This is a genomic window from Sorangium sp. So ce406 (genome assembly GCF_051474675.1).
Classification (GTDB): domain Bacteria; phylum Myxococcota_A; class Polyangia; order Polyangiales; family Polyangiaceae; genus Sorangium; species Sorangium cellulosum_G.
Genome location: NZ_CP150340.1, coordinates 9,477,481 through 9,500,461, shown reverse-complemented (window position 1 = coordinate 9,500,461; position 22,981 = coordinate 9,477,481). Strand labels below are relative to the sequence as shown.

The following is a 22,981-nucleotide window of genomic DNA, read 5'->3' as shown; positions in this document are numbered from 1 at the left end:
ATCCAGATCATCAACGAGGGCATCGAGAACCTCGAGATGGGCTCGAAGGCCGGCGCTGACCCCTTGCGCGGCCCCGGAAAGGAGCCCGGGGGTCGTGTACCAGCCGCTTTTCGGGGATGAAAAACGGGTTCCCGTGAATGCGCATTGCCGACCACCGGGGCCAGAAGAATAGTGGCGACATGACGATCGAACGCGGGACTTGCATGCTTTGCGCTGCATGGATGACGGCGGGCGCGCTCCTCGGATGCGGGGACGACCCGCCTCGCGGAGACGACCAGCCCAGGAGCTGCGCCGGGCTCGCGAACATGCGCTTCACGGCGGCTCAGATTGGCTTGCCCACGAGCGGCGCGAGCGTCGTGTCCGCGGTGGAGGTCCCAGCGCGCACCGACGGGCAGGTCACGGGGCCGGATCATTGCCTGGTCACCGCAGAGGTGTTCCCGGTCGACGCGAAGGCCCCGTCCATTCGCCTGGCGGTAGCCCTGCCGACCCGGTGGAACGAGAAGGCGGTGTGGCTCGGCGGTGGCGGCTTCGACGGCATCATCCCCGACGTGACGGGCAACTCGCTGAACACGCTCGCGCCGACGCCGCTCGCGCGCGGGTACGCCGTGTTCGCGAGCGACGGTGGGCACCAATCGACAGCCGCCTCGCCCGGCACGGACGCCTCCGCGCTCGCCAACGAGGAGACCTATCGCAACTGGCTCTCCGATGCCCCCAAGAAGGTGCGTGACGTGGCGGGTCGGGTCATCCGGGCGTATTACGGGATCGACGCGGCGCGCTTCTACGCGGTGGGGAGCTCGACGGGCGGACGCGAAGCGCTGTTCGCCACGGCGCGCTTTCCGGCCGACTGGGATGGAGCGCTCGTCCTGTACCCGGCGCGCAATGTGGTGAACACGATGCTCGGCCTGACAGCGATGCTGGAGGCGCTGTCGGCTCCGGGGGCGTTCCCGAGCGCGGCGAAGCGCAAGCTCGTATGGAATGCGGTGCTGGCCCGATGCGATGCTCTCGATGGTCTGGCCGACGGCGTGGTCGGCGACGTGGTGGGCTGCAGCGAGCGGTTCGACGTGACGGCGCTGCGGTGCGCGGGCGGCGCGGACACCGGCGACGCGTGCCTGTCCGACGCGCAGATCGACGCCTTCGAGGCCATCGACGCGCCCGTACGACTGGCGTCGCCGCTCGCCAGCGGCGACACCGAATTTCCTGGCTACAACGTGTACTCGGCTGCGCAGGGCGTCGGGACCGATTCGCCGCTCGAGCCTCACGTGCAGGCCGTCGACCTTGGCTCCCAGGCGCCGAGCTTTCCCGTCGACCCGCTCACCAATTCGTTCGCGGCGGCGTTCGCCGACAGCTTCATGCGCCACGTCGTCGTCAAGGATCAGTCGTTCGACTACCGGACCTTCGACGTGCGGACGTTCGGCCCCCATGCCGCGCGCGTACAGGAGCTGTCTGCGCTCGACGTGGGCGATGCCGACATGGGCGGCTTCGCCGCGCGGGGCGGGAAGATTCTGTTGCTTCACGGGACGGGCGACATGCTGACGAGCCCGCGGACGACGGCGCGGTACGAGGAAGAATTGCAGGCGTCGATCGGCGCGGCGGCCACCGACGCGATGCTGCGTTACTACGAGGTTCCTGGTTTCCAGCACGCGGTCAGCACCGTCTTCCAGGTGTCGTGGGATGGCCTCAGCGCGCTCGAGAAGTGGGTCGAGACCGGCAAGGACCCTGGTGACGACGAGGTCGTCACGGACCTGGCGGGCGTCGCGGGGCGCACCAGGCCGCTCTGCAGGTATCCAACCATCGCGCGATATCGCGGGGCGGGAGATCCGAACGACGCTGCGTCGTTCGAGTGCGCGGCGCCTGACGCGGCTCGCGTGCCGCGCCAGGGCGGCTCGCTCTAGGTCCGCCGATGCCGCCGGAGCGGCTCCATGGCGATGACGATCCCGACGCGTGCCCTGGCGGTTCCCCACCCGCCGAAGCTCGAGCCTGCGGGCACAGGTCGGAATGGCTTTGCGCGGGCCATCCTCACCGCCAGCAGCTCGCGATGGCCGCCCCCGGCCACCCAGGGCGCTGCGGCGCCGTCACCAGAACCGGCCGACGAGCCCCGCTCCGCCGAGCCCCGGCCCGAGGATCGGCGCGGCGGAGAGCTCGAGCCTCGGGCCGCCCGTGCGCGCGGGGGTCGGGTCCGTGCGCGCGGGCAGCGGCGGGGGGGTCGGCGTGTCGAAGGCGTAGAACACGAAGCCGCCGAGGGCGAACCCCGCGGCCGTGCCGAACAGGCCCGTGGTGGCGTTCGCGAGCTCGTCGCGCGTGTCGAGGTGACCTCGGTACTGGCCCAGCTCCTCCTCGGAGATCCCCTGCCGCCTGCGCTTCTCGTCGATGTCGCGCGCCTTCTCCTCTGCAGCGAGGCTCGAGGACATCGTCAGCAAGCCGACGGCGGCGGACAGGACCCCCACCCCGACGAGGCCATAGGACATCTTCCGCTGGAACGAGCTCGAGAGGCCCACCTCGATGACGCGGCGCTCGCCGCGGCGGAGCGAGAGCTCGCGCGAGAACGGCATGTGGCCGTTCTTCGTGGCGACGAAGAAGCGCTTGCCGGGAGCGACCTGGATGAGCGGCAGCGGCGTCGTGCCGATGAAGCGCCCGTCCAGCGTGACCTGCGCGCCGACGGGGGCCTTCACCAGGAGGAGCGCCGGCCGCTCGCGCAGCTCCCTGTCGATCCCGAGGACGTCCCCCTCGATCGCGACCACCTCGCGCTCCTCGTCGATGTGGCCGTCGGCCGTGATCTTGATCCGGTGCTTGCCCGGCTGTACCTCGGCCATCAGCGGCACCTCGACCGGCGCGCGGCCATCGATGGACACGCGGGCCCCCGCGGTCGGCGAGGTGACGTTGATGCGGGTCCTCGGCCTGGCGTCGGGCGGCGCCGCCTCCAGCGCGGCGGGCGACGACGGAGCGCTCGCCTCGAGGCGCGCAGCGATCACCCCGAGCTCGCTCAGGGCCTCGGTCGCGTCCGCGCGGCGCCCGCCCTGCGGGACCTCCTCCAGGTACCGCCGGTAATTCGCGATGGCCGCCCTCAGCGCCTCGGGGCTCTGCTCGACCACGTACAGGCGGCGGTAGGCCTGAGCGAGCGAGAAGAGCAGAGCAGGGCGCGGCGCCTTCCTGTACGCCGCCTCGAAGGACTGCACCGCGTCGCGGTACCGCGTCGCAGCGTAGGCCTGGGCGCCGGCGTTGAAGAGGGCCTTCGCCTGCTCGATGTCCTCCTCGGCCGAGGCCGCGCGCGGCGCGAGCGCGGTCGCCGCGAGGGCCATGAGCACGACGCAAAGCGAGGTCCTCATCGGAGGATCGGGACCCCTTCGTGGACGCGGAGCGCGCCGTCGCTGAGCACCCCGAGGTCGTCGACCCCGTCGCCGAGGACGTCGCACGTCGCGATCGCGGAGCCGCCGGGGATGCCGTCCAGCTTGCGGCTGCGGAGCAGGCGCCCGCCCAGGTCATGACAAGCCGCCGCATCATCGCCGCACGCCTCGAGCGCGTAGGCCGCGCCGCGCGTGAGCACCACGAGCGCCCTTCCCGCCCCCTCGTCGATGCGGGCGAAGTCGGCGCTCGTGACCTCGCTCGCCAGGTCCGCCAGATCGGCGTCCGCGGGCTCGAGCTCGACCGGCGCGTCCAGCGCGCCGTCGCCCGTGTTCCAGAAGACGGCGAGCCGGCTCGCCGCGATCCTGCGCGTCCCTGGCTCCAGCCGGTAAGCGATACCCACGATGTCCGCGCGCTCGTCGCCGTTCACGTCGCCCGCGCGGAGCCCCCCGTACAGCGTGCCAGGCGCTGGCGCGATGGCCGCCTCCGGCACCCCGAGCGCGCCGCTCGCGCCGCGGCGCACGAGGACGACCGCGCCCTTCAGCGCGGGCGCCCCTGACCCAGCCGCCGCGTCCTCCTCCACCGGCAGCGAGAGGACGATCTCGTCCACTCCATCGCCTTCGAGGTCGACGGCGACCCCATCCAGCGCCCACGCGGGCTCCCGCGAGGGGACGAGCTCCGCGGGAAGCGAGATGCGCCGCTCGCCCCCGTCGACCATGGCGATCGCGCCCGCGTCGACCGCCGGCAGGAGCCAGAGATCGGCCAGCCCCGCGGAGGAGCCAGGGCGCGGAGGCACGATCGTCAGCGAGGCGATCTCCGCCCGATCGCCCCTGAAGCGGCCGGCGATGCTCTTCACGGCGCGCAGCTCGCCTGCCTGCCGCACGTCGCCCTTGCGGACGAGCGGCAGCGGCGGCAGCAACGACCGCGAGCTGCTGCCCTCGATGAGGCTGAACGCGATGTCCCCGCGGTGCGAGAAGAGCACGCTGAGGTCGTCCACGGCGTCGTCCGGCTCGGGCAGCCGCACCGCCGCGACGTCGAGGAGCCCCTCGAAGGCGCCGAGCCGCACCGGAGCCTCCGGCGCCTTCATGTACCGCCCGAAGCAGACGGCGAGCGTCGGGGGGACCGCGCCCGACTGCGAGCTGCCGGCGCTCTCGGCGAACGAGAGGTCCGGCAGGAGATCGCCGTCGAAGTCGCCCACGACGAAGCTCGAGACGTTGCCCAGCGTCGGGATCTTGAGCTCGTTGAGCTTGAAGTCGGAGGGCAGCGCGCCGGGGACGCCGGTGAAGAACGTCAGATCCGTCGCGTCTGCGGAGCCGGTGATCACGTCGGACACGCCGTTGCCGGTCAGGTCCGCGATCACCGCGCTGGTCCAGCGCCGGCCCTTCGCCGGCGCGAGCCGGTCGAACTCGACCTTGTATGGAGGAGACGTCCGGGCCTTTCCGAGCCTCACGGCGCCGGGGTCCACGACGTCGAGCACCCCGTCGCCGTTGAGATCGCCGACGGCGATGGGGGCCCCGAGGCCGGGCGAGCGCTCGGAGCCCGCCTCGCCGGCCGGGTACGAGAGATCGCCGTAAGGCTGCATGTCCCCGAACGCGCCGCCGCCCGCGCCCTCCGCGACGTCGAGCTCGTAGCAGGCGGCATCCGCGGGCAGGCCCGGGCCGCGCTGCGCGCACGTGGCGCCCACGAGCAGATCGAGGATGCCGTCGCCGGTCACGTCCCGGAGGAAGGGCGCGCCCGCGATCCGCGCGCCGGCCGGGAGCTCGACAGCGGTGTGCGCGCCGCTGTCCGGCGAGTAGATGCGCACGGCCGAGTCGTCCGCGAGGGCGACGACCACCTCGTGGAGCGCGCCGCCGTCGAGGTCCGCGCTCACGAGCGGACCGGCGACGTCGCGCCGCCCGCGCTGCAGATCGAGGGGCAACAACTCGCCCCTCGCCGCCCCCTGCACGACGACGATGACGTCCTCCGGCGCCGCGCCGCCCGTGTCGGTCCCGGCGACCAGGGCGACCCACGTCTGCCCGTCCTCGGGTGTGCTGCCGACCGGCAGGAGGCGCGCCCCGCGCAAGGTCATCGTCCCGGGGTCCGCGCCGCTCAGCAACTCCAGGCGAAACACCGACGCGAGCACGGGGACCGGCGCGAACGTGCGACCCGGCTGGCCGCTCAGGATCGCCACGCCGGGCCCCACGCTGAGCGCGATGTCCGTCGTCCCGTCGTCGGTCAGGCGCGCGAGCGCGGGCGTGTCCCCTGCGGAGGGGATCGACACCTGGGTCCCCACGGTGCTGTTCGCATCGAAGTAGAGCGCCTCGAGGCTCGTCGAGCCGACGCCCACGAGGTCGCCGCGGCCGTCGCCGTCGAGATCGCCCGTGAGCAGCCGCTGCGCGCCGAGCGGCAGCGCGGCGCCGAGCGGCGTGAACTCGCCCTTGGAGGCGCGGCACACGCGGTCGATCCCGCAGCCCCACCCGCTCGGGCACCCCTGGCCGTCGTCGTCGCACCCGAAGCGGCACTCGTTCTCGCTTCGTCGCGGGTTGCACACGGCGAGCGAGGTCGCGCCCTGTGCGTTCTTCGTCTCGACGACGCACGCCTCGCTGGCCTCGAAGCAGTCGCAGTCCTCGTTGCTCGACGGCTCGATGACGCCGTTGCCGCAGATGCCCGGCCGGATCTCGCCGAGCTCCTCGCACCCGGCGGAGCCGGCCGCCGCGCCGAGCAGCGCCGCGGCGCCCGCGGCCGCCCGCGCGTGTCGCGTGGAGCGGGATCGCGCGCGCATGCTCACTGGAACGGATCTTCCAGGTCGCCCTTCCTGACGGTGCCCCTCGCGGTCGCCGCGGCCCTCTTCAACGTCACGGTGAGCGCGCCGTCCGCTTCGGCCAGGAATTCCTGCGCCTGCTCCTGGTAACCGGGCGACTTGAAGGTGAGCTTCACGGCGCGCCCGCGCGGCAGGCGCAGCGGCCCCGGCGCCTTGCCGACGAGCTTGCCCTCGCTCCACACCTCGATCTCCTTCGGCGTCGCCTGGATCTGGAGCTCGACCTCGGGCGGCGCCGCGCGGGGGCTCGCCGTGGGCACGTCCGCGGGCGCCGAGGCGGCGGGCGCCGGTGCGGCCGAGGCGGCGGGCGCCGGCGCGACCGGGGCGAGCAGCGCGGCCGACTCGTCCGACGCAGCCAGCGCCGGCGCGCGCGGGGCGTCGGCCAGATGCTCGCTGCCCGTGAGGCGCAGCGTGAGCGCGGCGGCCGCGGCGCCGCCGAGGATGGCGACCGCGGCGAGCGCTGCCCTCCGCCGCGACGCCGCGGCCGGTGTGCTCTCCACCTTGCCCGGCAGCGACCGCTGCAGCACCGTCTCGGTCCCGTTGGGGCCCGCGCTCGCGCCCGCGACGGGACCCGGCTGCGTCGGCGCGAGCCCGGCGGCCAGCGGATCCGCGGCTGCGATGCGCGCGCCGCGCCCGACGGCGTCGCTCCCGCCGCGCCCGACGGCGGCGTCGCTCGCCCGCAGCAGGCCCGCGGGCACGTCGTAACCTGCGCCCCGCGCGGCCTCCACGAGCGCCGCGGTCGCCTCGAGCAGCGACGCCGGGCGGCTCGCGGGGTCCTTCTCGAGCATCCGCAGGAGCGGCGCGTCGAGCGCCGGCGACAGGTGCGTGGCCACGCTCGACACGGGGGGAGCCGGCTCCGCAGCGTGCTTGGTCAGGAGGTCGAACGCGCTCTCGCCGTCGAACGGCGGCGCGCCGGCGAGCAGCTCGTGCGCCAGGATCCCGAACGAGTAGATGTCCGTCCGGTGATCGACGTTCCTGCCGCGGCACTGCTCGGGGGACATGTAGAGCGGCGTCCCGATCAGGTGCCCCGTACGCGTCTTGTGCGCTGTCGTCGAGGGCTCGCCGAGCAGCTTGGCGATGCCGAAGTCGAGCAGCTTCGGGAAGATCGCCCCGTCCTCGTCGAAGACCAGGAACACGTTCTCGGGCTTGAGGTCGCGGTGGGCGATGCCCGCGGCGTGCGCGGCGTCGAGCGCGCGCGCGACCTTGGCCAGGATGGGCAGCGCCTCGGCGGGCGGGAGGCGCCTGCGCTTGCGGAGGTAGGCGTCGAGGGTCATCCCCTCGAGCAGCTCCATCACGTAGTAGTGCCGGCCGTCCTCGAGGGCGCCGAACGAGAAGATGTCGATGATGTTGCGGTGCCGGATCTGGTTCACGGCCCGCGCCTCGGCGACGAAGCGGGAGACGAGCTGCGGGTTCGCCGAGCACTGGCGGCTCAGGACCTTGATGGCCGCCGCCTTGCCGATGACCGGGTGCATGGCGCGGTAGACCGTGCCGAAGCCCCCGACCCCGATCTTCGCCTCGATGCGGTACTCGCCGACCGGAGTGCCTGGCGCGAGCTCCGGATCGGCGCCGGGCAGCGCGGGGTCTGGCGAGAGCGTGTCAGCGTCCGGCGGGCAAGCGACGACGCCGTCCGCATGCTCGGTTCGGCACGTAGGGCATGTCGACATGAGGAGGCCGGGGAGAGCGTACACGGGGAGCCCGTCGCAGCACAGATCCCCGAGCGTCGCAAACCGGCCGAGCTCTGGCGGGCGGGCGCCGCGCGCCCCTGCGTGGTGGCGCGCCTCGGTGAGCGCCGCGCTGCGCGGTCCCAGCCTCGAGGCGCGGCCTCGGCCTCCATGGGCTTCGCGCTCCTTACACTTCGGCTTGATGGCGGCGTGTCACGCCACCACCACGCTCGTCTTCGACGAGGATGGCAACCTCTTCGTCACGGACTCGGCCCTGGGCGCGATCGTCAAGATAAGCCCCGATGGCAAGACGGTGACCAACTGGCTCACCGACCCTTTGCTCAAGGGGGACGTCGCCGCGACGAACCCCTGCAAGACGGTCCTCGGCATCCCGTTTGGCGCCAACGGCCTCGCGCTTTCGCACGGCGCCTTCTACGTGGCCAACACGGACAAGGCGGCGCTCATCAAGATTCCGATCAACGCCGACGGGACGCCGGATGTCGCGGTCGAGTTCTCCACGTCGGATCCGGCGACATGCCTGCCGCTCCAGGGCGCCGACGGCATCGCCGCGGACGCGGATGGGAGCATCCTTGTCGCGGGCAACGGGGGCAACGCGCTCGTCCGGGTCGGGACAGACGGCACAGCGACCGTGCTCGCCAAAGGCGGCTTGTTCGATGGGCCCGCGAGCGTCGCGCTCGCGACGTTGGGCTCGAAGAAGCACGCCCTCCTCACCAACTTCGGGCTCATCACGCTGCTGTCGATGAAGACCCCGAAGGTGGGCCTGCTCTCCTACGGCCCGCTCCCGTGATCGCTGCTCCGGAGCGCAGGTAGCCGCGAAACGCCTGCTCCAGGCACGGAGGCAGCGGCTGCTCGCAGGTTTGTCACCGGCAGCCCGAGCAGCCGACCGATCGCCTCGTGAACGACGCGGGCCCCCACCTCGTCCCCGAGGGCGACGGCGCGGCTCAGGGTGCTGGCGAGTGAGGCGATCACCGCAGCACGACCCGGCTTGGCATCGCCTCGATCCCGCCCCACGCAGCGCGAGCAGCCCGGGAGACCGAGCACCACGCCGGTGCGCGGGCCGCGCTGCGAACACCGCTCCTTGCGGCTCGGGCGAGCTCATGGGAGGCAGCCCGGCGCATGCGAGCCGATCCTCGCGCAGACCACCCATGACCGACAGCTCCGGATACCGCATGTACGTCTTCCGCAGCGGCCGCCGCGACGTCGCGGGCCAGCGGCTCCTCGACGAGCTCGCCGCCGACCTCCGGGCGCTCGCCGACCCTGCCGGCGCCGCTCTCCGCCGCGCCGTCGCGCTCCGCGCCGTGATCCGCGCCGGCGAGCTCGAATCCATCCTCGCCGACGCCGGCGCGGAGGGCGCCTCGCTCCTGGCCCGGCTCACCGACGATCTCGCCGCGCTGCTGGTCGGCGTCGGCGGCGGCGACGCGGGCGCGCTCGCGATCCCGGACGGCCAGACGTCTGGCCACGGACGGCCAGACGTCTGGCCACGGACAGCCAGACGTCTGGCCACGCCGGAAGCCCTCACGGCGCTCACGGCGATCGATGTCCCGGCGACCGTTCCTACCTCGCCGCCCGAGGGGTTCTCGTTCTATGCGCTGCACCCGCTCGACTTCGCCCGGCTTGCCGAGCGGATCGCGTCCTCCCGGACGCCGGTCCGGGTCGTCGGCGTCCGCAGCATCGGCACCACGTTGAGCGCGGTGACCGCCGCGGCGCTCCGCCGCCGCGGGATCCAGGCCGACCGCATCACCGTGCGCCCGTCCGGCCACCCTTACGATCGCCGGGTCGAGCTTGCCGCCCCGCAGCGCCGCTGGGTCGAGGACGGCATCGCCGAGGGCGCGCAGTTCTGGGTGGCGGACGAGGGGCCAGGCTTCAGCGGCTCCTCGTTCCTCTCCACCGGCGACGCGCTCACCGGCGCCGGCGTTCCGCGCGGGAACGTCGTTTTCCTCGGCTCCCGCGCGCCGGACCCCGATGCGCTCGTCGCGCCCGACGGCGCCCGCCGCTGGCGGTCATTCCGCGCCGAGATCGTCGATTACGGAACGCACGTCCCGGGCGACCCAGGCGAGTTCATCGGTGGAGGGCAGTGGCGCCGTCGCCTCTATGAGGACGAATCGAGCTGGCCGGCCTCGTGGACGGCCATGGAGCGCTTCAAATGCCTTTCCCGTGAAGGCGATCGAATTCTCAAGTTCGAGGGCATGGGTCGTTACGGGGCCGAGTGCCTGGAGCGGGCTCACGGCGTCTTCCAGGCCGGCTTCGGGCCGGAGCCGCGCGACGAGGGCCAGGGCTTTGCCTCCTATCCCTGGATCCCGGGCCGGCCGCTCCAGGCCGACGACCTGTCCACTGCCGTCCTGGAGCGACTCGCCGAGTACTGCGCCTTCCGTGCCTCGGCCTTTGCCCTACCGAGCGCTCCGGCCGAGGAGCTCATTGCGATGACTCGTCACAATTTCTCAACCGAGATGGGGAAAGATCTACCGGGTGAGCTCCGCCTGGAGGTCGCGCGTCCCGTGCTCGTCGATGGCAAGATGGATCCCCACGAGTGGCTCAGGTCCTCCTCTGGCGAGCTCTTCAAGGTGGACGCTTCCGGGCACGGCGACGATCACTTTCTCCCGGGCCCCACGGACATCGCCTGGGATCTCGCCGGGGCCGTGATCGAGTGGCGGATGGCGCCCGACGCGCGGCGCGCGTTCCTCGATCTCTACCGGCGTCGCTCCGGCGATGACCCCGAGCGGCGCCTGCCACCGTATCTCCTGGCCTACGCCCTCCTGCGCCTCGGTCACGCGGCGATGGCCGCGGCATCGCTCCAGGACGAGGGGGAGGTGCGGCGCCTCGTCGCGGCGCGACAGCGCTATCGCGCGGCGATCGAGGCCCTGGGCCTCGAGACGCTGTCGAGCGCCCTCGGGTAGGGCCGCGAGCGCGCTACGGGCATCACGTCTGTTGATCATTTCTTTCCCTACCCCCCTGTACGGGATTTCCGCGATGGTGCGTCGAGCGCCGCGGAGATAGGTTCACGGCGCTGTACCTCTGTTCGTCCGCGGCAGCCTACCTCGCGGAAGCTGGTTGGAGCTCCACGCCCGTAGCTGACCGGAGAACGCACGCTCATGCTCAAGCGCTTGATCCTCGTTGCCGGCTCCAGTTCGAGCAGCGATGACCCGTCGGTCCGCCGGACACCGCTGCTGTCACCCTCCGGGAAAGCGGAGCTCTCCAGGGAGTTTCCCGGCGTGGAGATCGACGCGCATTGTCCCCCCGGGGACGAGCCCCGCGCCTCGGTCGACGCGCGCGCGTGGCGCTCCTCGCCGATCGATCTCTGGGCGCTCGACACCCACCTGCACGCGCTCGACGCCCGCGGCCTCTTCGATCTCCGGATCGAGGGGCTCGATCCGGAGGGCGCCGCCCGGACGGCCTACGAGGTGCTCACCCGCTGCCAGCGCTTCATCCGCCGGAGGAACCTCGCCTCCGCGAGCGCGGTCTTCGCCCGGGTCCTCGCGCGGCACCGGGAGCTTTACGACCTCGACAGGCCGCTTGTCCGCGCCGACCACGATCATGCGATCGACGTCTGGCAATGGATGCTCCGCCTCGATGCGCGCGCCAGCGTCGCGGCCCAGGCGGCGGCGCTCTTCCACGACGTGGAGCGGCTGGTCTCCGAGGCGAACGTCCGGATCGAGCACCGCGCCCCGGATTACCAGGCCTTCAAGGACGAGCACGCCCGGCGCGGCGCGGCCCTCGCGCGCTCGGCGCTCGCCCACGTCGGGCTGCCGCCCGAGGTCCTCGACCGCGTGGGCGTGCTGGTGAGCGCGCACGAGCGGCCCGGGGACGACGCCGAGCTCGCCTTGCTGAACGACGCCGACGCGCTCTCGTTCTTCTCGCTGAACAGCGGCGGATTCCTCGATTACTACGGGCCCGAGCACACGCGCGCCAAGGTGGCGTACACGCTCCGCCGCCTCCGCCCGGAGGCGAGGGCGCTCTTGCCGCGGATCCGCTGCCGCCCCGAGGTGGAGGCGATGATCCTCGGCGAGCCGAGGAGGACTGTCACGCCCGCTCCGGCGGAGACGCAGGCATAGGGGAGGTCCGGCGCGTCATGAGGCTCGTCATCTTCGGTCTGACGATCAGCTCGTCCTGGGGCAATGGCCACGCCACGCTGTGGCGCGGCGTCATCTCCGCCCTCGGGCGGGCCGGGCACCACGTCACCTTCTTCGAGCGCGACGTCCCGTACTACGCCGCGCACCGCGATCTGTTCTCGCTCTCGCATGGCAACGAGCTCCGGCTCTACGCGTCGTTCGAGGACGTCCTGCCCGACGCCCGGCGCGCGGTCGCGGAGGCCGACGCGGCGATGGTGACCTCGTACTGCCCCGACGGCGGCCCCGCGACCGAGGTGGTCCTCGAGTCGCGCGCGCTCAAGGTCTTCTACGATCTCGACACGCCGGTGACGCTGGACCGGATCGACGCTGGCCAGTCGGTCGGTTACATCGGCCCGCGCGGCCTCGTCGATTTCGACTGCGTGCTCAGCTACACCGGCGGCGAGGCGCTCGCGCAGCTCCAGGCGAAGCTCGGCGCCCGGCGGGTGTTCCCGCTGTACGGAAGCGCGGATCCGGAGGTGCACCGCCCGGTCGCGCCGCGCGCGGAGTTCCGCGGGGATCTCTCGTACCTGGGCACGTACGCCGCCGACCGGCAGGAGGCGCTCTCCACGCTGTTCCTCGAGGCGGCCAGGAGGCTGCCGGACAAGCGGTTCGTCATCGGGGGCTCGCTCTATCCCGAGAGCTTCCCGTGGGCGCCGAACATCTATTACATGCGGCACGTGGCCCCGCCGGATCATCCGGCGTTCTATTGTTCCTCGCCGCTGACGCTCAATGTCACCCGGGGCGCCATGGCGGCGATGGGATACTGCCCTTCCGGGCGCCTCTTCGAGGCGGCCGCGTGCGGCACGCCGATCCTCAGCGACAGCTGGGAGGGGCTCGATCGGTTCTTCACGCCGGGCGAGGAGATCCTCGTCGCGAGGACGACGGACGAGGCGGTCGCGGCGCTCTCGCTGCCGGCGGGCGAGGTCGCGGCCATCGCGCGCGCGGCGCGGGAGCGGGTGCTCGCGGAGCACAGCGCGGCGCGGCGCGCGGAGGAGCTCGTGTCGATCCTCGAGTCGGTCGACGCGGTTGCGGCTCGATAAAGGAAGGGAGAGGGCGATGTGGGGAGTGATTCCAGCGGCGGGCCTGGGGAGCAGGATCCAGCCGCTCGCGTTCTCGAAGGAGCTGCTCCCGGTCGGTACGCGCAAGGACGGTGACGTGGAGCGGCCACGCGCGGTCAGCGAGTACCTCATCGACCGGATGATCCTCGCCGGGGCGGACAAGATCTGCATGGTGATCTCGCCCGGCAAGTCGGACATCGTCGAGTACTACGGCGCGAACGTGGGGTCGGCGCACATCTGTTATGTGGTGCAGCCGGTCGCCGCCGGGCTCTGCGACGCCATCTTCCGGTCGCTGCCCTGGATCCAGTCGGAGGAGGAGGTCCTCGTGGGGCTCCCGGACACGGTCTGGTTCCCGGAGCACGGCCTGCGCGCGCTCGACGGCGGGGGCCTGTCGTTCCTGCTCTTTCCGGTCGAGCACCCCGAGTTCTTCGACGCTGTCGTCACCGACGAGCGGGGCAGGGTGCTCGAGATCCAGGTCAAGCAGCGGGACGCGCGGTCGCGGTGGGTCTGGGGCGCCTTCAAGCTGACGGGGGCGGTGATGCGGGAGCTCCACGACCTCTGGTGCGAGCGCGGGCAGCAGGACCCGTACATCGGGACGCTGGTGAACGAGTACCTCGCGCGCGGCGGCAGCGCGCGGGCGGTGCGGGCTGGCGAGGCGTATGTCGACGTCGGGACGCTGCACGGCTACCGAGAGGCCATGCAGCTCCTCAGCGGCGTTGTCGTGTGAACGGAGGAGCGATGGAGCGGAGCGTGCAGAACGTGCGGAACGTCGAACACGTCGACAACGCGGCGAAGTGGACCCGCGAGCAGATCCAGGAGCGCGTGCGCGGGCTCGGGCAGTGGTTCCACAACATCGATCTCGGCGGCGTGAAGACGGCGCCGGACCATTTCCTTGGCGATTACCCCGCGTTCAAGTGGAAGAGCTTCGCCCACGCCGTCCCGGCGGACCTCACGGGCAAGACGGTCCTCGACATCGGCTGCAACGCGGGCTTCTACTCGCTCGAGATGAAGCGGCGCGGCGCGGCGCGGGTCCTCGGGATCGACAGCGACGAGGACTACCTGGCGCAGGCGCGCTTCGCGGCGGAGGTCTCCGGGGCGGACATCGAGTTCCAGAACCTCTCCGTGTACGACGTCGGCAGCCTCGGGGAGCGCTTCGACATCGTGCTCTTCATGGGCGTCCTGTACCACCTCCGCCACCCGCTCCTGGCGCTCGATCTGCTGCACGAGCACGTCGTCGGGCACACGCTGGTCTTCCAGAGCATGCAGCGCGGCAGCGCCGAGGTGATGCCGCTCCAGGAGGACTATCCGTTCTCCGAGAAGCGGATGTTCGACGAGGCGGGCTATCCTCGGCTGCACTTCGTGGAGCACAGCTACTCGCACGACCCGACCAACTGGTGGGTGCCCAACCGCGCCTGCGCGGAGGCGATGCTGCGGAGCGCGGGCTTCGACATCGTGAACCACCCCGAGCCCGAGGTCTACATCTGCCGCCGCCGCGAGAGGGCTGACGGCGTGCCCGGCGCGGTGTACCCGGCCCGGCGAGGCGCCACGACGAAGGGAGCGCAGGGATGATCGAAGCGGTGATGCTCTGGAACGAGCCCAACAACAAGTCGCACTGGGATTTCGAGATCGATCCCGAGTGGACGACGTTCGGCTCGATGGTGAAGCTCGCCGCGGACGCGATCCGGAGCGAGCGTCCCGGGTTGCCGCGGGTGCTGGGCGGCATCTCGCCGATCGATCCTGCGTTCATGGCCAACATGGGCCGCCAGGGCGTGCTCGACCACGTCGAGGTGGTCGCGGTGCACGGCTTCCCTCTCGACTGGAACCACTGGCAGATCCACGAGTGGCCGAGCAAGCTCGACGAGATCCGCGCGGTGACGGACAGGCCGATCTGGATCACCGAGATCGGCGTCTCCACGTTCGGCGCCGAGGAGGTGCAGGAGTTCGGCCTGAAGCGGAGCGCCGAGCTGCTGCGCGGCAAGGTCGATCGGATCCACTGGTACAGCCTGTACGATCTGCCGCGCGCGTGGCCGGCGACGACGCGGCATCGCGAGGCCGAGGGGTCGTCCTATTACCGGCATTTCTACATGGGGCTACTGCGCGAGGACGGGACGCCGAAGCGCGCGCTGCGGCTCTTCCCGGAGTGCACGCCCGATTTCGGTCTGTGCCAGTGGTTCCACTTCGAGGATCACCGCCTCGACGACGCGGTGGAGTGGCTGAAGAAGCTCGGGGTGCGCCATCTCCGCACCGGCCTGAGCTGGGCCGACAGCTTCCGCCCTGGCGCGGAGGCCTGGTTCGACCGACAGATGAGGGCGCTCGAGCCGTTCGACGTGACGCTGACCTACTGTTTCACCCCGGAGCACGCCGGCGTCCGGCCGCACCACACGAGCCCCCCGCAGCGCATCGAGGAGTTCGCGGAGTTCTGCGCCCGGATGACGCGGCGGTATGCGTAGAGCGACGCGTTGACCGCCCTTGTCGCGACAGAGCCGCAAGCACAGGCGTACCCGGCCGTCCAGACCAGATTGCAGCGCGGCGGTAGTTGTGCTACCAGGTAAGCTCGTCTGGCCAGAGGCCGCCGTCCTGAAGCGATCAGAGAGGTAGAGTCGTCATGTCATTGGCCGAGATTCTGCCGGATATCCAGTCTTTGTCTCGGGTGGACAAGCTCCGGCTGATTCAACTTCTGGCGCAGGAGCTGGCGGAGGTCGAGGACGACGTCGGCCTTGTAGGTGGCCAATCCTACCCTGTCTGGTCCCCGGACCAGGCGTTTGCAGCGGCCGACACCCTGCTCCAGACCTTGAGCGCGGATCGCGGTCCGGGCAAGTGAGCGTGCCGGTCGAGCAGTTCCCGTTCACCGCGCGTACGCCCGATCTGGGGGCCGCCAGCCTTGCCCCGATGCTCCCGCTCACGCTGGTGGCGTCCCAGAGCGCGGCGGTATCAGGCCTGCTCGATACCGGAGCTGCGGTGAACGTCCTGCCTCACGCCGTCGGCTTGGAGTTGGGGTTCGACTGGAGTCGGCAGACCACGTCCGTGCAACTCAGTGGGAATCTCGCCATTGCCCAGGCACGAGCGATCGTGGTCTCGGCAGTGGTCGGGCGCTTTGCGCCGGTACGCCTGGCTTTTGCCTGGGTCGACGTTGACACCGTGCCCGTGATCCTGGGCCAGATCAATTTCTTCCTGGAGTTCGACGTGTGTTTCTTCCGGTTTCGTGGCCTTTTCGAGATCCGACGCGCGCAACGCGCCTAGCGCGCGCTTCCGCGACGCGCGCACGGCCGGCTCCTCGGCGCGCTTCTACGCCACGTGCGGGCTGTCCTTCCCCCGCCATCCGGGCGCGCCTGGATCCTCTGTCCGCGCTTTATCCGCACATCTGGCGCGCTGCGGCGCCTTTTGGTAGGGTGGAGATCGCCGAGCGCTGCTTCCGGATGACCTGACGTTACGCACTCCAGGTGGCTCATGTCGCACGTCGCGAGCACTCCGAAGCGAGAGATGGCCGAGGAACACCGCGGCATCGCGGCCCGACCGGACCGGCGATGCGGCGCGCGCGGCAGGCTCACGGAAGCCGGGGAGGTGTGGCCGTGAACTTCGCCGTGCTCCGCCGCCAGGGCCGCAACGGGCCGGAGCTCGCGTGGCCGCCGTTCACGTGGCTCTCGTCGGGGCGGGCGCCGCGCTGCCTCGTCGTGCTCGCGCATCCGGACGACGAGACCATCGGGCTCGGCGCGCGGATCGGGCGGCTCGATCCGATCGAGGTCGTCCACATGACCGACGGGGCGCCCCGCGACAGCCGCTTCATGCCGGCGGAGCTCGCCGGCATCGGGCGCGAGCGCTACACCGCGCTCCGGCGCGAGGAGGTGACGCGCGCGCTCGCCGTGGCCCGCGTGCGCGCGTCCAGGCTGCGGTGCCTCGGCGCTGTCGACCAGGAGGCCATCGAGGAGGCCCCGAGCCTCGCTCGCAAGCTCCTCGACCTGTTCGCCCGGACGCGGCCCGAGGTGGTGATCACCCACCCGTACGAGGGCGGCCACCCCGATCACGACGCGGCGGCCCTCGCCGTCCATTCGGCCGCGGTGCTCGCCCTCTGGAACGGCGTCACGTCGCCCCTGATCTTCGAGGCGGCCTCGTACCACGCTGCGCGGGGGCACCTCGTCACCGGCGAGTTCATCCCGTATCCCGGCGTCCCCGAGATCGCCCTCCGGCTCTCCGACGAGGAGGCCTCGCGCAAGCGCGCCATGCTGGACTGCTTCACCAGCCAGCAGGAGACGCTCGCCCCGTTCGGCGCGGAGGTCGAGCGGTTCCGGCCGGCGCCCACGTACGATTTCAGGCGGCCGCCGCACGAGGGGACGCTCCATTACGAGCGCCTCGGCTTTCCGATCGACGGCGCCCGATGGCGGAAGCTCGCGGTCAAGACGCTCACGCTGCTCGGCCTCGGGCGAGAGCGATGTCTCTGACGGTCCTGCACGTCAGCTATCCGCTCGCGCCCGTGGGGCCGGACGCTGTCGGCGGCGCCGAGCAGGTGCTCTCGATGCTCGACGAGGCGCTCTCGCGCGCCGGCCACCGGTCGATCGTCGTCGCGCCGGAGGGCTCGACGTGCGCGGGCACGCTGGTCCCGACGCCCGCGCCTCCTCCGGGCGCGGTGCTCGACGAGGCGGCCAGGGAGCAGGCGTGGCGGCATCACCGGAGCGCCATCGCGAGGGCCCTGGATCGGTATCCGATCGATCTCGTCCACCTGCACGGCGTCGATTTCGAACGCTACCTGCCCGCGCCCGGCGTGCCGGTGCTCGCCACGCTCCACCTGCCGCCGAGCTTCTATTCGCCGGCGGTCTTCCGGATCGAGCGCCCGAGGACGTTCCTCCATTGCGTCTCGGCGACGCAGCGGCGCGCCTGTCCGCCGGGGGCGCGGCTGTTGCCCGAGGTCCCGAACGGCGTCCGGCTGGAGCATTACCGGCCGCGGCGGCACAAGCGCGGCTTCGCGCTCGCCCTCGGCCGGATCTGCCCGGAGAAGGGGTATCACGTGGCGGTCGAGGCCTCGGTCCGCGCCGGGGCGCCGCTGCTCATCGCCGGGCAGGCGTTCGGTTACGAGGAGCACACGCGGTATCTGCGGGAGGTGCTCTTGCCGATGCTGGGCGGCGCGGGGCCGGCGCGGCGCTTCCTCGGTCCGATCGGCCTGGTCCGGAAGCGCCGCCTGCTCGCGGCGGCCCGGTGCCTGCTCGTCCCCAGCCTGGTCCAGGAGACCAGCTCGCTCGTCGCCATGGAGGCGCTCGCCTCGGGCACGCCGGTGATCGCGCTGCGCGGCGCCGGCGCGCTGCCGGAGATCGTGGAGCACGGCCGGACGGGGTTCCTGGTGGACGGCGCGGCCGAGATGGCCGAGGCGATCGCGCGGGTGGGCGAGCTCGATCCGGGGGAGTGCCGCCGCGCGGCCGAGGAGCGCTTCTCGGCGGCGAGGACGGCGGCGGCGTACATCGAGACGTACCGGCGGGTCCTGCGCGAGGGGTGAGCGGGGGGACCGGGAGCGCCGGGCGCATCCATGTCCCGGGGCGCGATGGCGCGATGTGGACCACCCGGGCTCGCGCCGTGGAGCAGCGCTTGCGGGCGTGGCGGTGTGGGCGAGCCGATGATGAAGAGAGATTTGAACCACAGAGGCACAGAGGGCACAGAGGGTGAGAGGAGAGATTGATAGTTCTCTCTCTCTCTCTCTCTCTCTCTCTCTCTCTCTCTCTCTCTCTCTCTCTCTCTCTCTCTCTCTCTCTCTCTCTCTCTCTAAATTCTCATCCTCTGTGCCCTCTGTGCCTCTGTGGTTCAAATCTCTCTTTCTCTCTCTCCTTCTCATCGACAACGAGACGCCAAGGGCTTCCTGCTGCCGTCTCCCGTCGAAGCCGAGACACTGGCGGAAGATGATCCTGCTCGGCGGACTCGCCGACCGCTGCGCTCGCCATGGCGATGGCGGGCTCGTCGGCGGCGCGAGGCCGCAGCGCATCTTTCCGCCTGCCGATGTGGACACCCGTTCCGATGATGCGTACACTCGTCCATATGACGAACCCTGACGACCCCCGGTCCATGCGCGAGCGGATGCTCGCCGGGGACCCGTACATCGCGGACGACCCCGAGATCGCCGAGCGGAGCGCCGCTGCGCTCGACCTCATGGCGGCCTACAACGCGACCTCGGTGCGGCAGCGCCCGCTGCGCCGTCGCCTGCTCGAGCAGCTCCTCGGATCGGTCGGCGAGGGGACCGAGATCCGCCCGCCGTTCTACGTGGACTACGGCGCGCACATCACCATCGGGGCGCGCTGCTTCGCGAACTTCGGGCTCGTCGCGCTCGACGTCGCGCCCATCACCCTCGGCGACGACGTGCAGATCGGGCCGAACGTGCAGCTCCTCACGCCGACCCACCCGGTGGAGCCGGAGCCCCGGCGACAGAAGTGGGAGGCCGCGAAGCCGATCAAGATCGGCAACAACGTGTGGCTCGGCGGCGGCGCCATCGTGCTGCCGGGGGTGACGATCGGGGACAACACCGTCGTGGGCGCCGGCTCCGTCGTCACGCGCGACCTGCCGGCCAACGTGGTCGCCGTCGGCAACCCCGCCCGCGTGATCCGCTCGATCGACGGCGCCGTGGCCGCGCCGGCGCCGGGCAGCGCGCGCGGGTGACGGAGGCGCGATGAGCGCGAGAAAGGCCAGGGCCGCCGCGCCGGCGCGGCGGGCGCGGCGCCACGACCCGGGGCGCAGGGAACGGCTTGTCGCGACGGCGCTCGACGTGATCGCCGAGCAGGGCGTCGCCGGCGCCTCCCACCGGTCGATCGCGCGGGCCGCCGACGTGCCGCTCGGCTCGACAACGTACCACTTCGCCTCGATCGACGAGCTCCTCGCCGCGGCGTTCACGAGGCACGCGGAGACCGTGGCCGCCCGCTTCGAGGAGCGCATGCGCGCCGCGCGCGACCGCGAGGCCGCCGTCGATTGCCTGGTCGAGCACCTCGCCTCGGACCTGCTCGGCTCGTCGCGCGACCTCGTGCTCAGCGTCGAGCTTTACGTCGCTGCCGCCCGGAGGCCGGCGCTGCGGGCCGTCACCCAGGCCTGGATGCTGCGGAGCAGGCGAGCGCTGGAGCTCCACTTCGACCCGGTGACGGCGCGGGAGCTCGACGCGCTCGTCGAAGGCCTCGTGCTCCACAGCGCGCTCTCCACGGATCCGATGACCGCCGAGCAGATCCGGCACGCCATCCGCCGCTTCACCCGCTGAGCGCCCGCCGACCCGCCGTGGGGCCGTCGAGCCCGGCCTCCACGAGGCTGCTGACAAGGACGGGACGGCGCGGGGGGACGTTCCCGGTCACGCCGCCCGATCACCCGGCATCACTTGATGATGGCCGGATCCTCGATCGTGAAACACTCGACCGACGACGCCGCGTACTTCACCGCATTGTACCAGAACTGCGAGATCTGAAAGACCTGCGCCGCCGACCTCTCATAGCAGGGGCTGTTCGGGTCCGTGTACGTCCGGGGGTCGATGCACGACGCCGTCCCGAGCCACTGGCCCGAATAGGTCACCCACTCGTCGCCATACGCGACGACGCGGCCCTTGCCGACCTCCTCGTGCACCGCGAAGTTGTTCGTGCCGTCGGTGCAGTCGACTGTCGCGCTCGTCGACTTGATCGAGCGCGCGACGTACGCGCCAACGCTCTGGATGTCCTTGCCGATCGGCGTGTCCTGGTTCCAGGTGCCCACGCTCCCGCGGAGGGGGCCGCCCAGCGGCACCGGGCCGCCCCAGCAGTTGCAGTCCGGGCAGCCGAGCCGCGCAGGATCCAGCAGGCCGTCGGTGTTGAACTGGATGTCCGTGAACGAGAGGAGCTGGTTGGTCGCCGTGACGTCGTGGATGGTACATCCCTGTCCGTTGCACTGATAACCGCTCAGCGCGATGAGACCACCGCCGTTGTTGACCCAGTCCTTGAGCGCGTTCACCTCGTCCGCCGTGAACTGCCAGGGCGCCCCGTCGTCGTTCTGTGCGCCCTTCGTCACCATCCACTGGAGGAGTATCACGTCGTATTTGGCGAGGAACTCCGGCGTGAGCGTGGGCTTCTCCGTGTTGTAGTTGTCGACCTGGGCCGTGCTCTGCGTGTTCAACCAGTTCTGAAGCGCCGTGGTGCTGTCGCTGCTGCACGGACCCCAGACACCTTCGTGGCCGATCGACGCGATGTTGATGCAGGTGCAGTTGCCCTCGTCATCGCACGTCGTCTGGTGACCGGCGTCGACCGGCGGCTCGCTGCCCGGGCCCGTGCTCGTCAGCCCGATCTCGCCGCCGAAATCGCCGCTGCTGCTGCTGCTCCTGCCCGCGCCGCTGGCGCTCTGGCCGCCCCCGCCATTCCCCGCGGCGTTGCCCTTGTCGCCGTCGCCGCCCCCCGAACAGGCGATGACGGGCAGCCAGAGGGCTGCGAGCACAGCGGAGACGCGAGCCGCGAGCTGAAGTGTCGTCATGACCATAGACTATCACCCCCCGCGACGGACTGGCTGTCCAAAATCGTGCGGAAGCCCGCCGTCGGCGGGCGCTGCAGGCTCCTCGATCTCCAGCCGCGCGACCCTGGCACGATGGCCGCGCCCCTCTTCGGCCGCGCACATTCGCACCCCGGCGGCGCCCCCACGCCCTCGCCGCGGACACGGGCGCCGCTTCCATGTAGATCGATCCATCGACTCATGCGTCATGCGTCGGTGCGTGCCGCGGCGGTTCCGCGCCGCCGCGCGAACGGTGAGAGACGGCGATGAAAAAGGCAGATCGAGAGAGCGAAACGGCAGCGGGGGCGTGGACCGGGGCCGGCGGGGGCGACCTCGACGCGCGACAGCGGCACGGCCCGTGGCGTCCGGCGCGGCCGTGGCGTCCGGCGCGGCCCTGGCGCCTGGCGTCAGGCGCGCTGGCGTGGGTCATCGCGTCCGGCGCCCTCGGGCTGGGGGCGGCCGCCTGCGCGCGCGCCGCGCCGGACAGCCCGGGCGCCGACGCTGCCGGGTCCAGGCCGGCCATCGGCGCGCCGGACGCCAGCGGCGCGCCGGGCGCCACGGCCGCGCCGGACGCCAGCGGCGCGGCGGACGCCAGCGGCGCGGCGGACGCCAGCGGCGCGCCGGACACCAGCGGCGCGGCAGACGCCAGCGGCGCGGCAGCCGCTGCGGGGTGGCGGACAGAGAGCTCCCTCGGCCTGCAGATCGAGGTCCCCGCCGGTTGGGCGGTCAACGACTACGGGTGCGGCATGAGCGACAGGCCCACCGTCGTCCGGGCGCAGGGGATTCAGCGAGATTGCCTGACGCCCGAGAAGCCGACGAAGCAGGTCGCGATCATCGGCCACGATGCGCCGGCCGACGTCCGCAGGGGCCCGGAGTTCACGCGCCGCGACGTGTCGCTCGGCGGCGTGAGCGCCGAGCGCACCGAGGGGCGGGGCGCCGACGGACGCCATCTCGGCTGGCTGAGGATCCCGTCGCGCCAGCTCATGGTCTCGGTCCGGACCCATGACCCCGAGATCGCGCGCCGCATCCTCGACAGCGCGCGGCTGGTCAGCGTCGACCACAACGGGTGTCCTGCCAGGCGCCCTCCGGAGAAGCGCCCCGCGCCGACGCACCCCACCGCGCGTTCGGCGATGGCGCCCGTCAACCCGAGCTCGATCGCCATCTGCTACTACGGCGCCAGCGCCGACACGCTGCTGACCTCCGCGCGCCTCTCCGGCCAGGAGGCCGCCGCGCTGGCCGCCGCCCTGAGCTCGGCGGCCCCCGGCCCGAACCCCGACGCCGACCCGAAGGAATGCGCGCTCCCGCCGGCCCCGCCCCCGGCAGACGTGGTGTTGCTCCTCGAGGACACCGCCGGTCGAGGCGCGGTCCATGTCGCGTTCTCCGGCTGCACAGGGCGCGGCCTGGACAACGGCGCGCTGCGCGCGCGGGTCAACCAGCCGCTGATCCAGCGCATCATGGCCCCGCTCGGCACCGGCTTCGCCTTCCACGGCGACCTGAGCCGCTGAGCGGCTCACGGCGCGGCGATCCCCGCGCGACCGC

General features: G+C 71.9%; 19 protein-coding genes. 15 read left to right on the top strand and 4 right to left on the bottom strand.

Annotation, left to right across the window (positions count from 1 at the left end; all coding sequences use genetic code 11):
* Positions 1-137: 137 nt before the first annotated feature.
* Positions 138-1,892, top strand: coding sequence for a tannase/feruloyl esterase family alpha/beta hydrolase (locus tag WME96_RS35625; RefSeq protein WP_437286041.1), 1,755 nt, complete (start codon positions 138-140; stop codon positions 1,890-1,892).
* A 180-nt stretch (positions 1,893-2,072) separates the two neighbouring features.
* Here the strand turns inward: WME96_RS35625 and WME96_RS35620 are convergent, their stop codons facing one another.
* Genes WME96_RS35620 through WME96_RS35610 form a run of 3 tightly spaced genes read right to left on the bottom strand, consistent with a single transcriptional unit; the run spans position 2,073 to position 7,800 of the window.
* On the bottom strand, positions 2,073-3,323 hold the full coding sequence (locus WME96_RS35620; protein WP_437286040.1) for a PEGA domain-containing protein: 1,251 nt from the start codon (positions 3,321-3,323) through the stop codon (positions 2,073-2,075).
* Positions 3,320-6,100 (bottom strand): hypothetical protein, encoded by a 2,781-nt coding sequence (locus tag WME96_RS35615; RefSeq protein ID WP_437286039.1) that lies wholly within the window; start codon positions 6,098-6,100, stop codon positions 3,320-3,322. The genes WME96_RS35620 and WME96_RS35615 overlap by 4 nt, the downstream gene beginning before the upstream one ends.
* 2 nt (positions 6,101-6,102) lie before the next feature.
* Positions 6,103-7,800, bottom strand: coding sequence for a serine/threonine-protein kinase (locus tag WME96_RS35610; protein ID WP_437286038.1), 1,698 nt, complete (start codon positions 7,798-7,800; stop codon positions 6,103-6,105).
* 199 nt (positions 7,801-7,999) lie between these two features.
* Between WME96_RS35610 and WME96_RS35605 the strand changes: the two genes are divergently transcribed.
* The 13 genes from WME96_RS35605 to WME96_RS35545 all read left to right on the top strand — a co-directional run bounded on the left by WME96_RS35605 (position 8,000) and on the right by WME96_RS35545 (position 20,198).
* The gene (locus WME96_RS35605) at positions 8,000-8,605 is read left to right on the top strand and encodes an SMP-30/gluconolactonase/LRE family protein (protein ID WP_437286037.1); all 606 of its coding nucleotides are present in this window, start codon (positions 8,000-8,002) and stop codon (positions 8,603-8,605) included.
* A gap of 358 nt (positions 8,606-8,963) precedes the next feature.
* Complete coding sequence (locus tag WME96_RS35600) at positions 8,964-10,712, top strand: hypothetical protein (protein ID WP_437286036.1); 1,749 nt, start codon at positions 8,964-8,966, stop codon at positions 10,710-10,712.
* Positions 10,713-10,907: 195 nt separating this feature from the next.
* Entirely contained in the window at positions 10,908-11,867 is a 960-nt protein-coding gene (locus WME96_RS35595; protein WP_437286035.1) for a DUF4202 family protein, read from the top strand.
* 17 nt (positions 11,868-11,884) lie between these two features.
* On the top strand, positions 11,885-12,964 hold the full coding sequence (locus WME96_RS35590; protein ID WP_437286034.1) for a CgeB family protein: 1,080 nt from the start codon (positions 11,885-11,887) through the stop codon (positions 12,962-12,964).
* Between the two features lie 16 nt (positions 12,965-12,980).
* Entirely contained in the window at positions 12,981-13,709 is a 729-nt protein-coding gene (locus WME96_RS35585; RefSeq protein ID WP_437286033.1) for a sugar phosphate nucleotidyltransferase, read from the top strand.
* Positions 13,710-13,720: 11 nt separating this feature from the next.
* Positions 13,721-14,551 (top strand): TIGR04290 family methyltransferase, encoded by an 831-nt coding sequence (locus tag WME96_RS35580; RefSeq protein WP_437286032.1) that lies wholly within the window; start codon positions 13,721-13,723, stop codon positions 14,549-14,551.
* Complete coding sequence (locus tag WME96_RS35575; protein ID WP_437286031.1) at positions 14,548-15,432, top strand: glycosyl hydrolase; 885 nt, start codon at positions 14,548-14,550, stop codon at positions 15,430-15,432. The genes WME96_RS35580 and WME96_RS35575 overlap by 4 nt, the downstream gene beginning before the upstream one ends.
* Before the next feature lie 155 nt (positions 15,433-15,587).
* Positions 15,588-15,803 (top strand): hypothetical protein, encoded by a 216-nt coding sequence (locus WME96_RS35570; RefSeq protein WP_433929066.1) that lies wholly within the window; start codon positions 15,588-15,590, stop codon positions 15,801-15,803.
* A complete protein-coding gene (locus WME96_RS35565; protein WP_437286030.1) occupies positions 15,800-16,222 on the top strand; it encodes an aspartyl protease family protein in 423 nt (140 codons plus the stop codon). The genes WME96_RS35570 and WME96_RS35565 overlap by 4 nt, the downstream gene beginning before the upstream one ends.
* A gap of 329 nt (positions 16,223-16,551) precedes the next feature.
* Entirely contained in the window at positions 16,552-17,418 is an 867-nt protein-coding gene (locus WME96_RS35560) for a PIG-L deacetylase family protein (RefSeq protein ID WP_437286029.1), read from the top strand.
* Positions 17,409-18,464 (top strand): glycosyltransferase family 4 protein, encoded by a 1,056-nt coding sequence (locus WME96_RS35555; protein WP_437286028.1) that lies wholly within the window; start codon positions 17,409-17,411, stop codon positions 18,462-18,464. The genes WME96_RS35560 and WME96_RS35555 overlap by 10 nt, the downstream gene beginning before the upstream one ends.
* 533 nt (positions 18,465-18,997) lie before the next feature.
* Positions 18,998-19,612 carry a sugar O-acetyltransferase gene (locus WME96_RS35550; RefSeq protein WP_437286027.1) on the top strand — a complete coding sequence of 205 codons (615 nt, stop codon included), beginning with the start codon at positions 18,998-19,000 and terminating at the stop codon, positions 19,610-19,612.
* 10 nt (positions 19,613-19,622) lie between these two features.
* On the top strand, positions 19,623-20,198 hold the full coding sequence (locus WME96_RS35545; protein WP_437286026.1) for a TetR/AcrR family transcriptional regulator: 576 nt from the start codon (positions 19,623-19,625) through the stop codon (positions 20,196-20,198).
* A gap of 110 nt (positions 20,199-20,308) precedes the next feature.
* On the opposite strand, the gene WME96_RS35540 is transcribed toward WME96_RS35545, so the two are convergent.
* Positions 20,309-21,427, bottom strand: a complete 1,119-nt coding sequence (locus WME96_RS35540; protein ID WP_437286025.1) for a hypothetical protein — start codon at positions 21,425-21,427, stop codon at positions 20,309-20,311.
* Between the two features lie 281 nt (positions 21,428-21,708).
* On the opposite strand from WME96_RS35540, the gene WME96_RS35535 reads away from it, so the two are divergent.
* Positions 21,709-22,947: a hypothetical protein gene (locus WME96_RS35535; RefSeq protein WP_437286024.1), complete on the top strand. Its 1,239-nt coding sequence runs from the start codon at positions 21,709-21,711 to the stop codon at positions 22,945-22,947.
* The last annotated feature ends 34 nt before the right edge of the window (positions 22,948-22,981 follow it).

What these genes read in the sequence shown, in the direction of transcription:
- WME96_RS35625 (WP_437286041.1), top strand. Translation starts at nt 138, where the DNA reads ATGCGCATTGCCGACCACCGGGGCCAGAAGAATAGTGGCGACATGACG.
- WME96_RS35620 (WP_437286040.1), bottom strand. Translation starts at nt 3,323, where the DNA reads ATGAGGACCTCGCTTTGCGTCGTGCTCATGGCCCTCGCGGCGACCGCG.
- WME96_RS35615 (WP_437286039.1), bottom strand. Translation starts at nt 6,100, where the DNA reads ATGCGCGCGCGATCCCGCTCCACGCGACACGCGCGGGCGGCCGCGGGC.
- WME96_RS35610 (WP_437286038.1), bottom strand. Translation starts at nt 7,800, where the DNA reads ATGTCGACATGCCCTACGTGCCGAACCGAGCATGCGGACGGCGTCGTC.
- WME96_RS35605 (WP_437286037.1), top strand. Translation starts at nt 8,000, where the DNA reads ATGGCGGCGTGTCACGCCACCACCACGCTCGTCTTCGACGAGGATGGC.
- WME96_RS35600 (WP_437286036.1), top strand. Translation starts at nt 8,964, where the DNA reads ATGACCGACAGCTCCGGATACCGCATGTACGTCTTCCGCAGCGGCCGC.
- WME96_RS35595 (WP_437286035.1), top strand. Translation starts at nt 10,908, where the DNA reads ATGCTCAAGCGCTTGATCCTCGTTGCCGGCTCCAGTTCGAGCAGCGAT.
- WME96_RS35590 (WP_437286034.1), top strand. Translation starts at nt 11,885, where the DNA reads ATGAGGCTCGTCATCTTCGGTCTGACGATCAGCTCGTCCTGGGGCAAT.
- WME96_RS35585 (WP_437286033.1), top strand. Translation starts at nt 12,981, where the DNA reads ATGTGGGGAGTGATTCCAGCGGCGGGCCTGGGGAGCAGGATCCAGCCG.
- WME96_RS35580 (WP_437286032.1), top strand. Translation starts at nt 13,721, where the DNA reads ATGGAGCGGAGCGTGCAGAACGTGCGGAACGTCGAACACGTCGACAAC.
- WME96_RS35575 (WP_437286031.1), top strand. Translation starts at nt 14,548, where the DNA reads ATGATCGAAGCGGTGATGCTCTGGAACGAGCCCAACAACAAGTCGCAC.
- WME96_RS35570 (WP_433929066.1), top strand. Translation starts at nt 15,588, where the DNA reads ATGTCATTGGCCGAGATTCTGCCGGATATCCAGTCTTTGTCTCGGGTG.
- WME96_RS35555 (WP_437286028.1), top strand. Translation starts at nt 17,409, where the DNA reads ATGTCTCTGACGGTCCTGCACGTCAGCTATCCGCTCGCGCCCGTGGGG.
- WME96_RS35550 (WP_437286027.1), top strand. Translation starts at nt 18,998, where the DNA reads ATGACGAACCCTGACGACCCCCGGTCCATGCGCGAGCGGATGCTCGCC.
- WME96_RS35545 (WP_437286026.1), top strand. Translation starts at nt 19,623, where the DNA reads ATGAGCGCGAGAAAGGCCAGGGCCGCCGCGCCGGCGCGGCGGGCGCGG.
- WME96_RS35540 (WP_437286025.1), bottom strand. Translation starts at nt 21,427, where the DNA reads ATGACGACACTTCAGCTCGCGGCTCGCGTCTCCGCTGTGCTCGCAGCC.
- WME96_RS35535 (WP_437286024.1), top strand. Translation starts at nt 21,709, where the DNA reads ATGAAAAAGGCAGATCGAGAGAGCGAAACGGCAGCGGGGGCGTGGACC.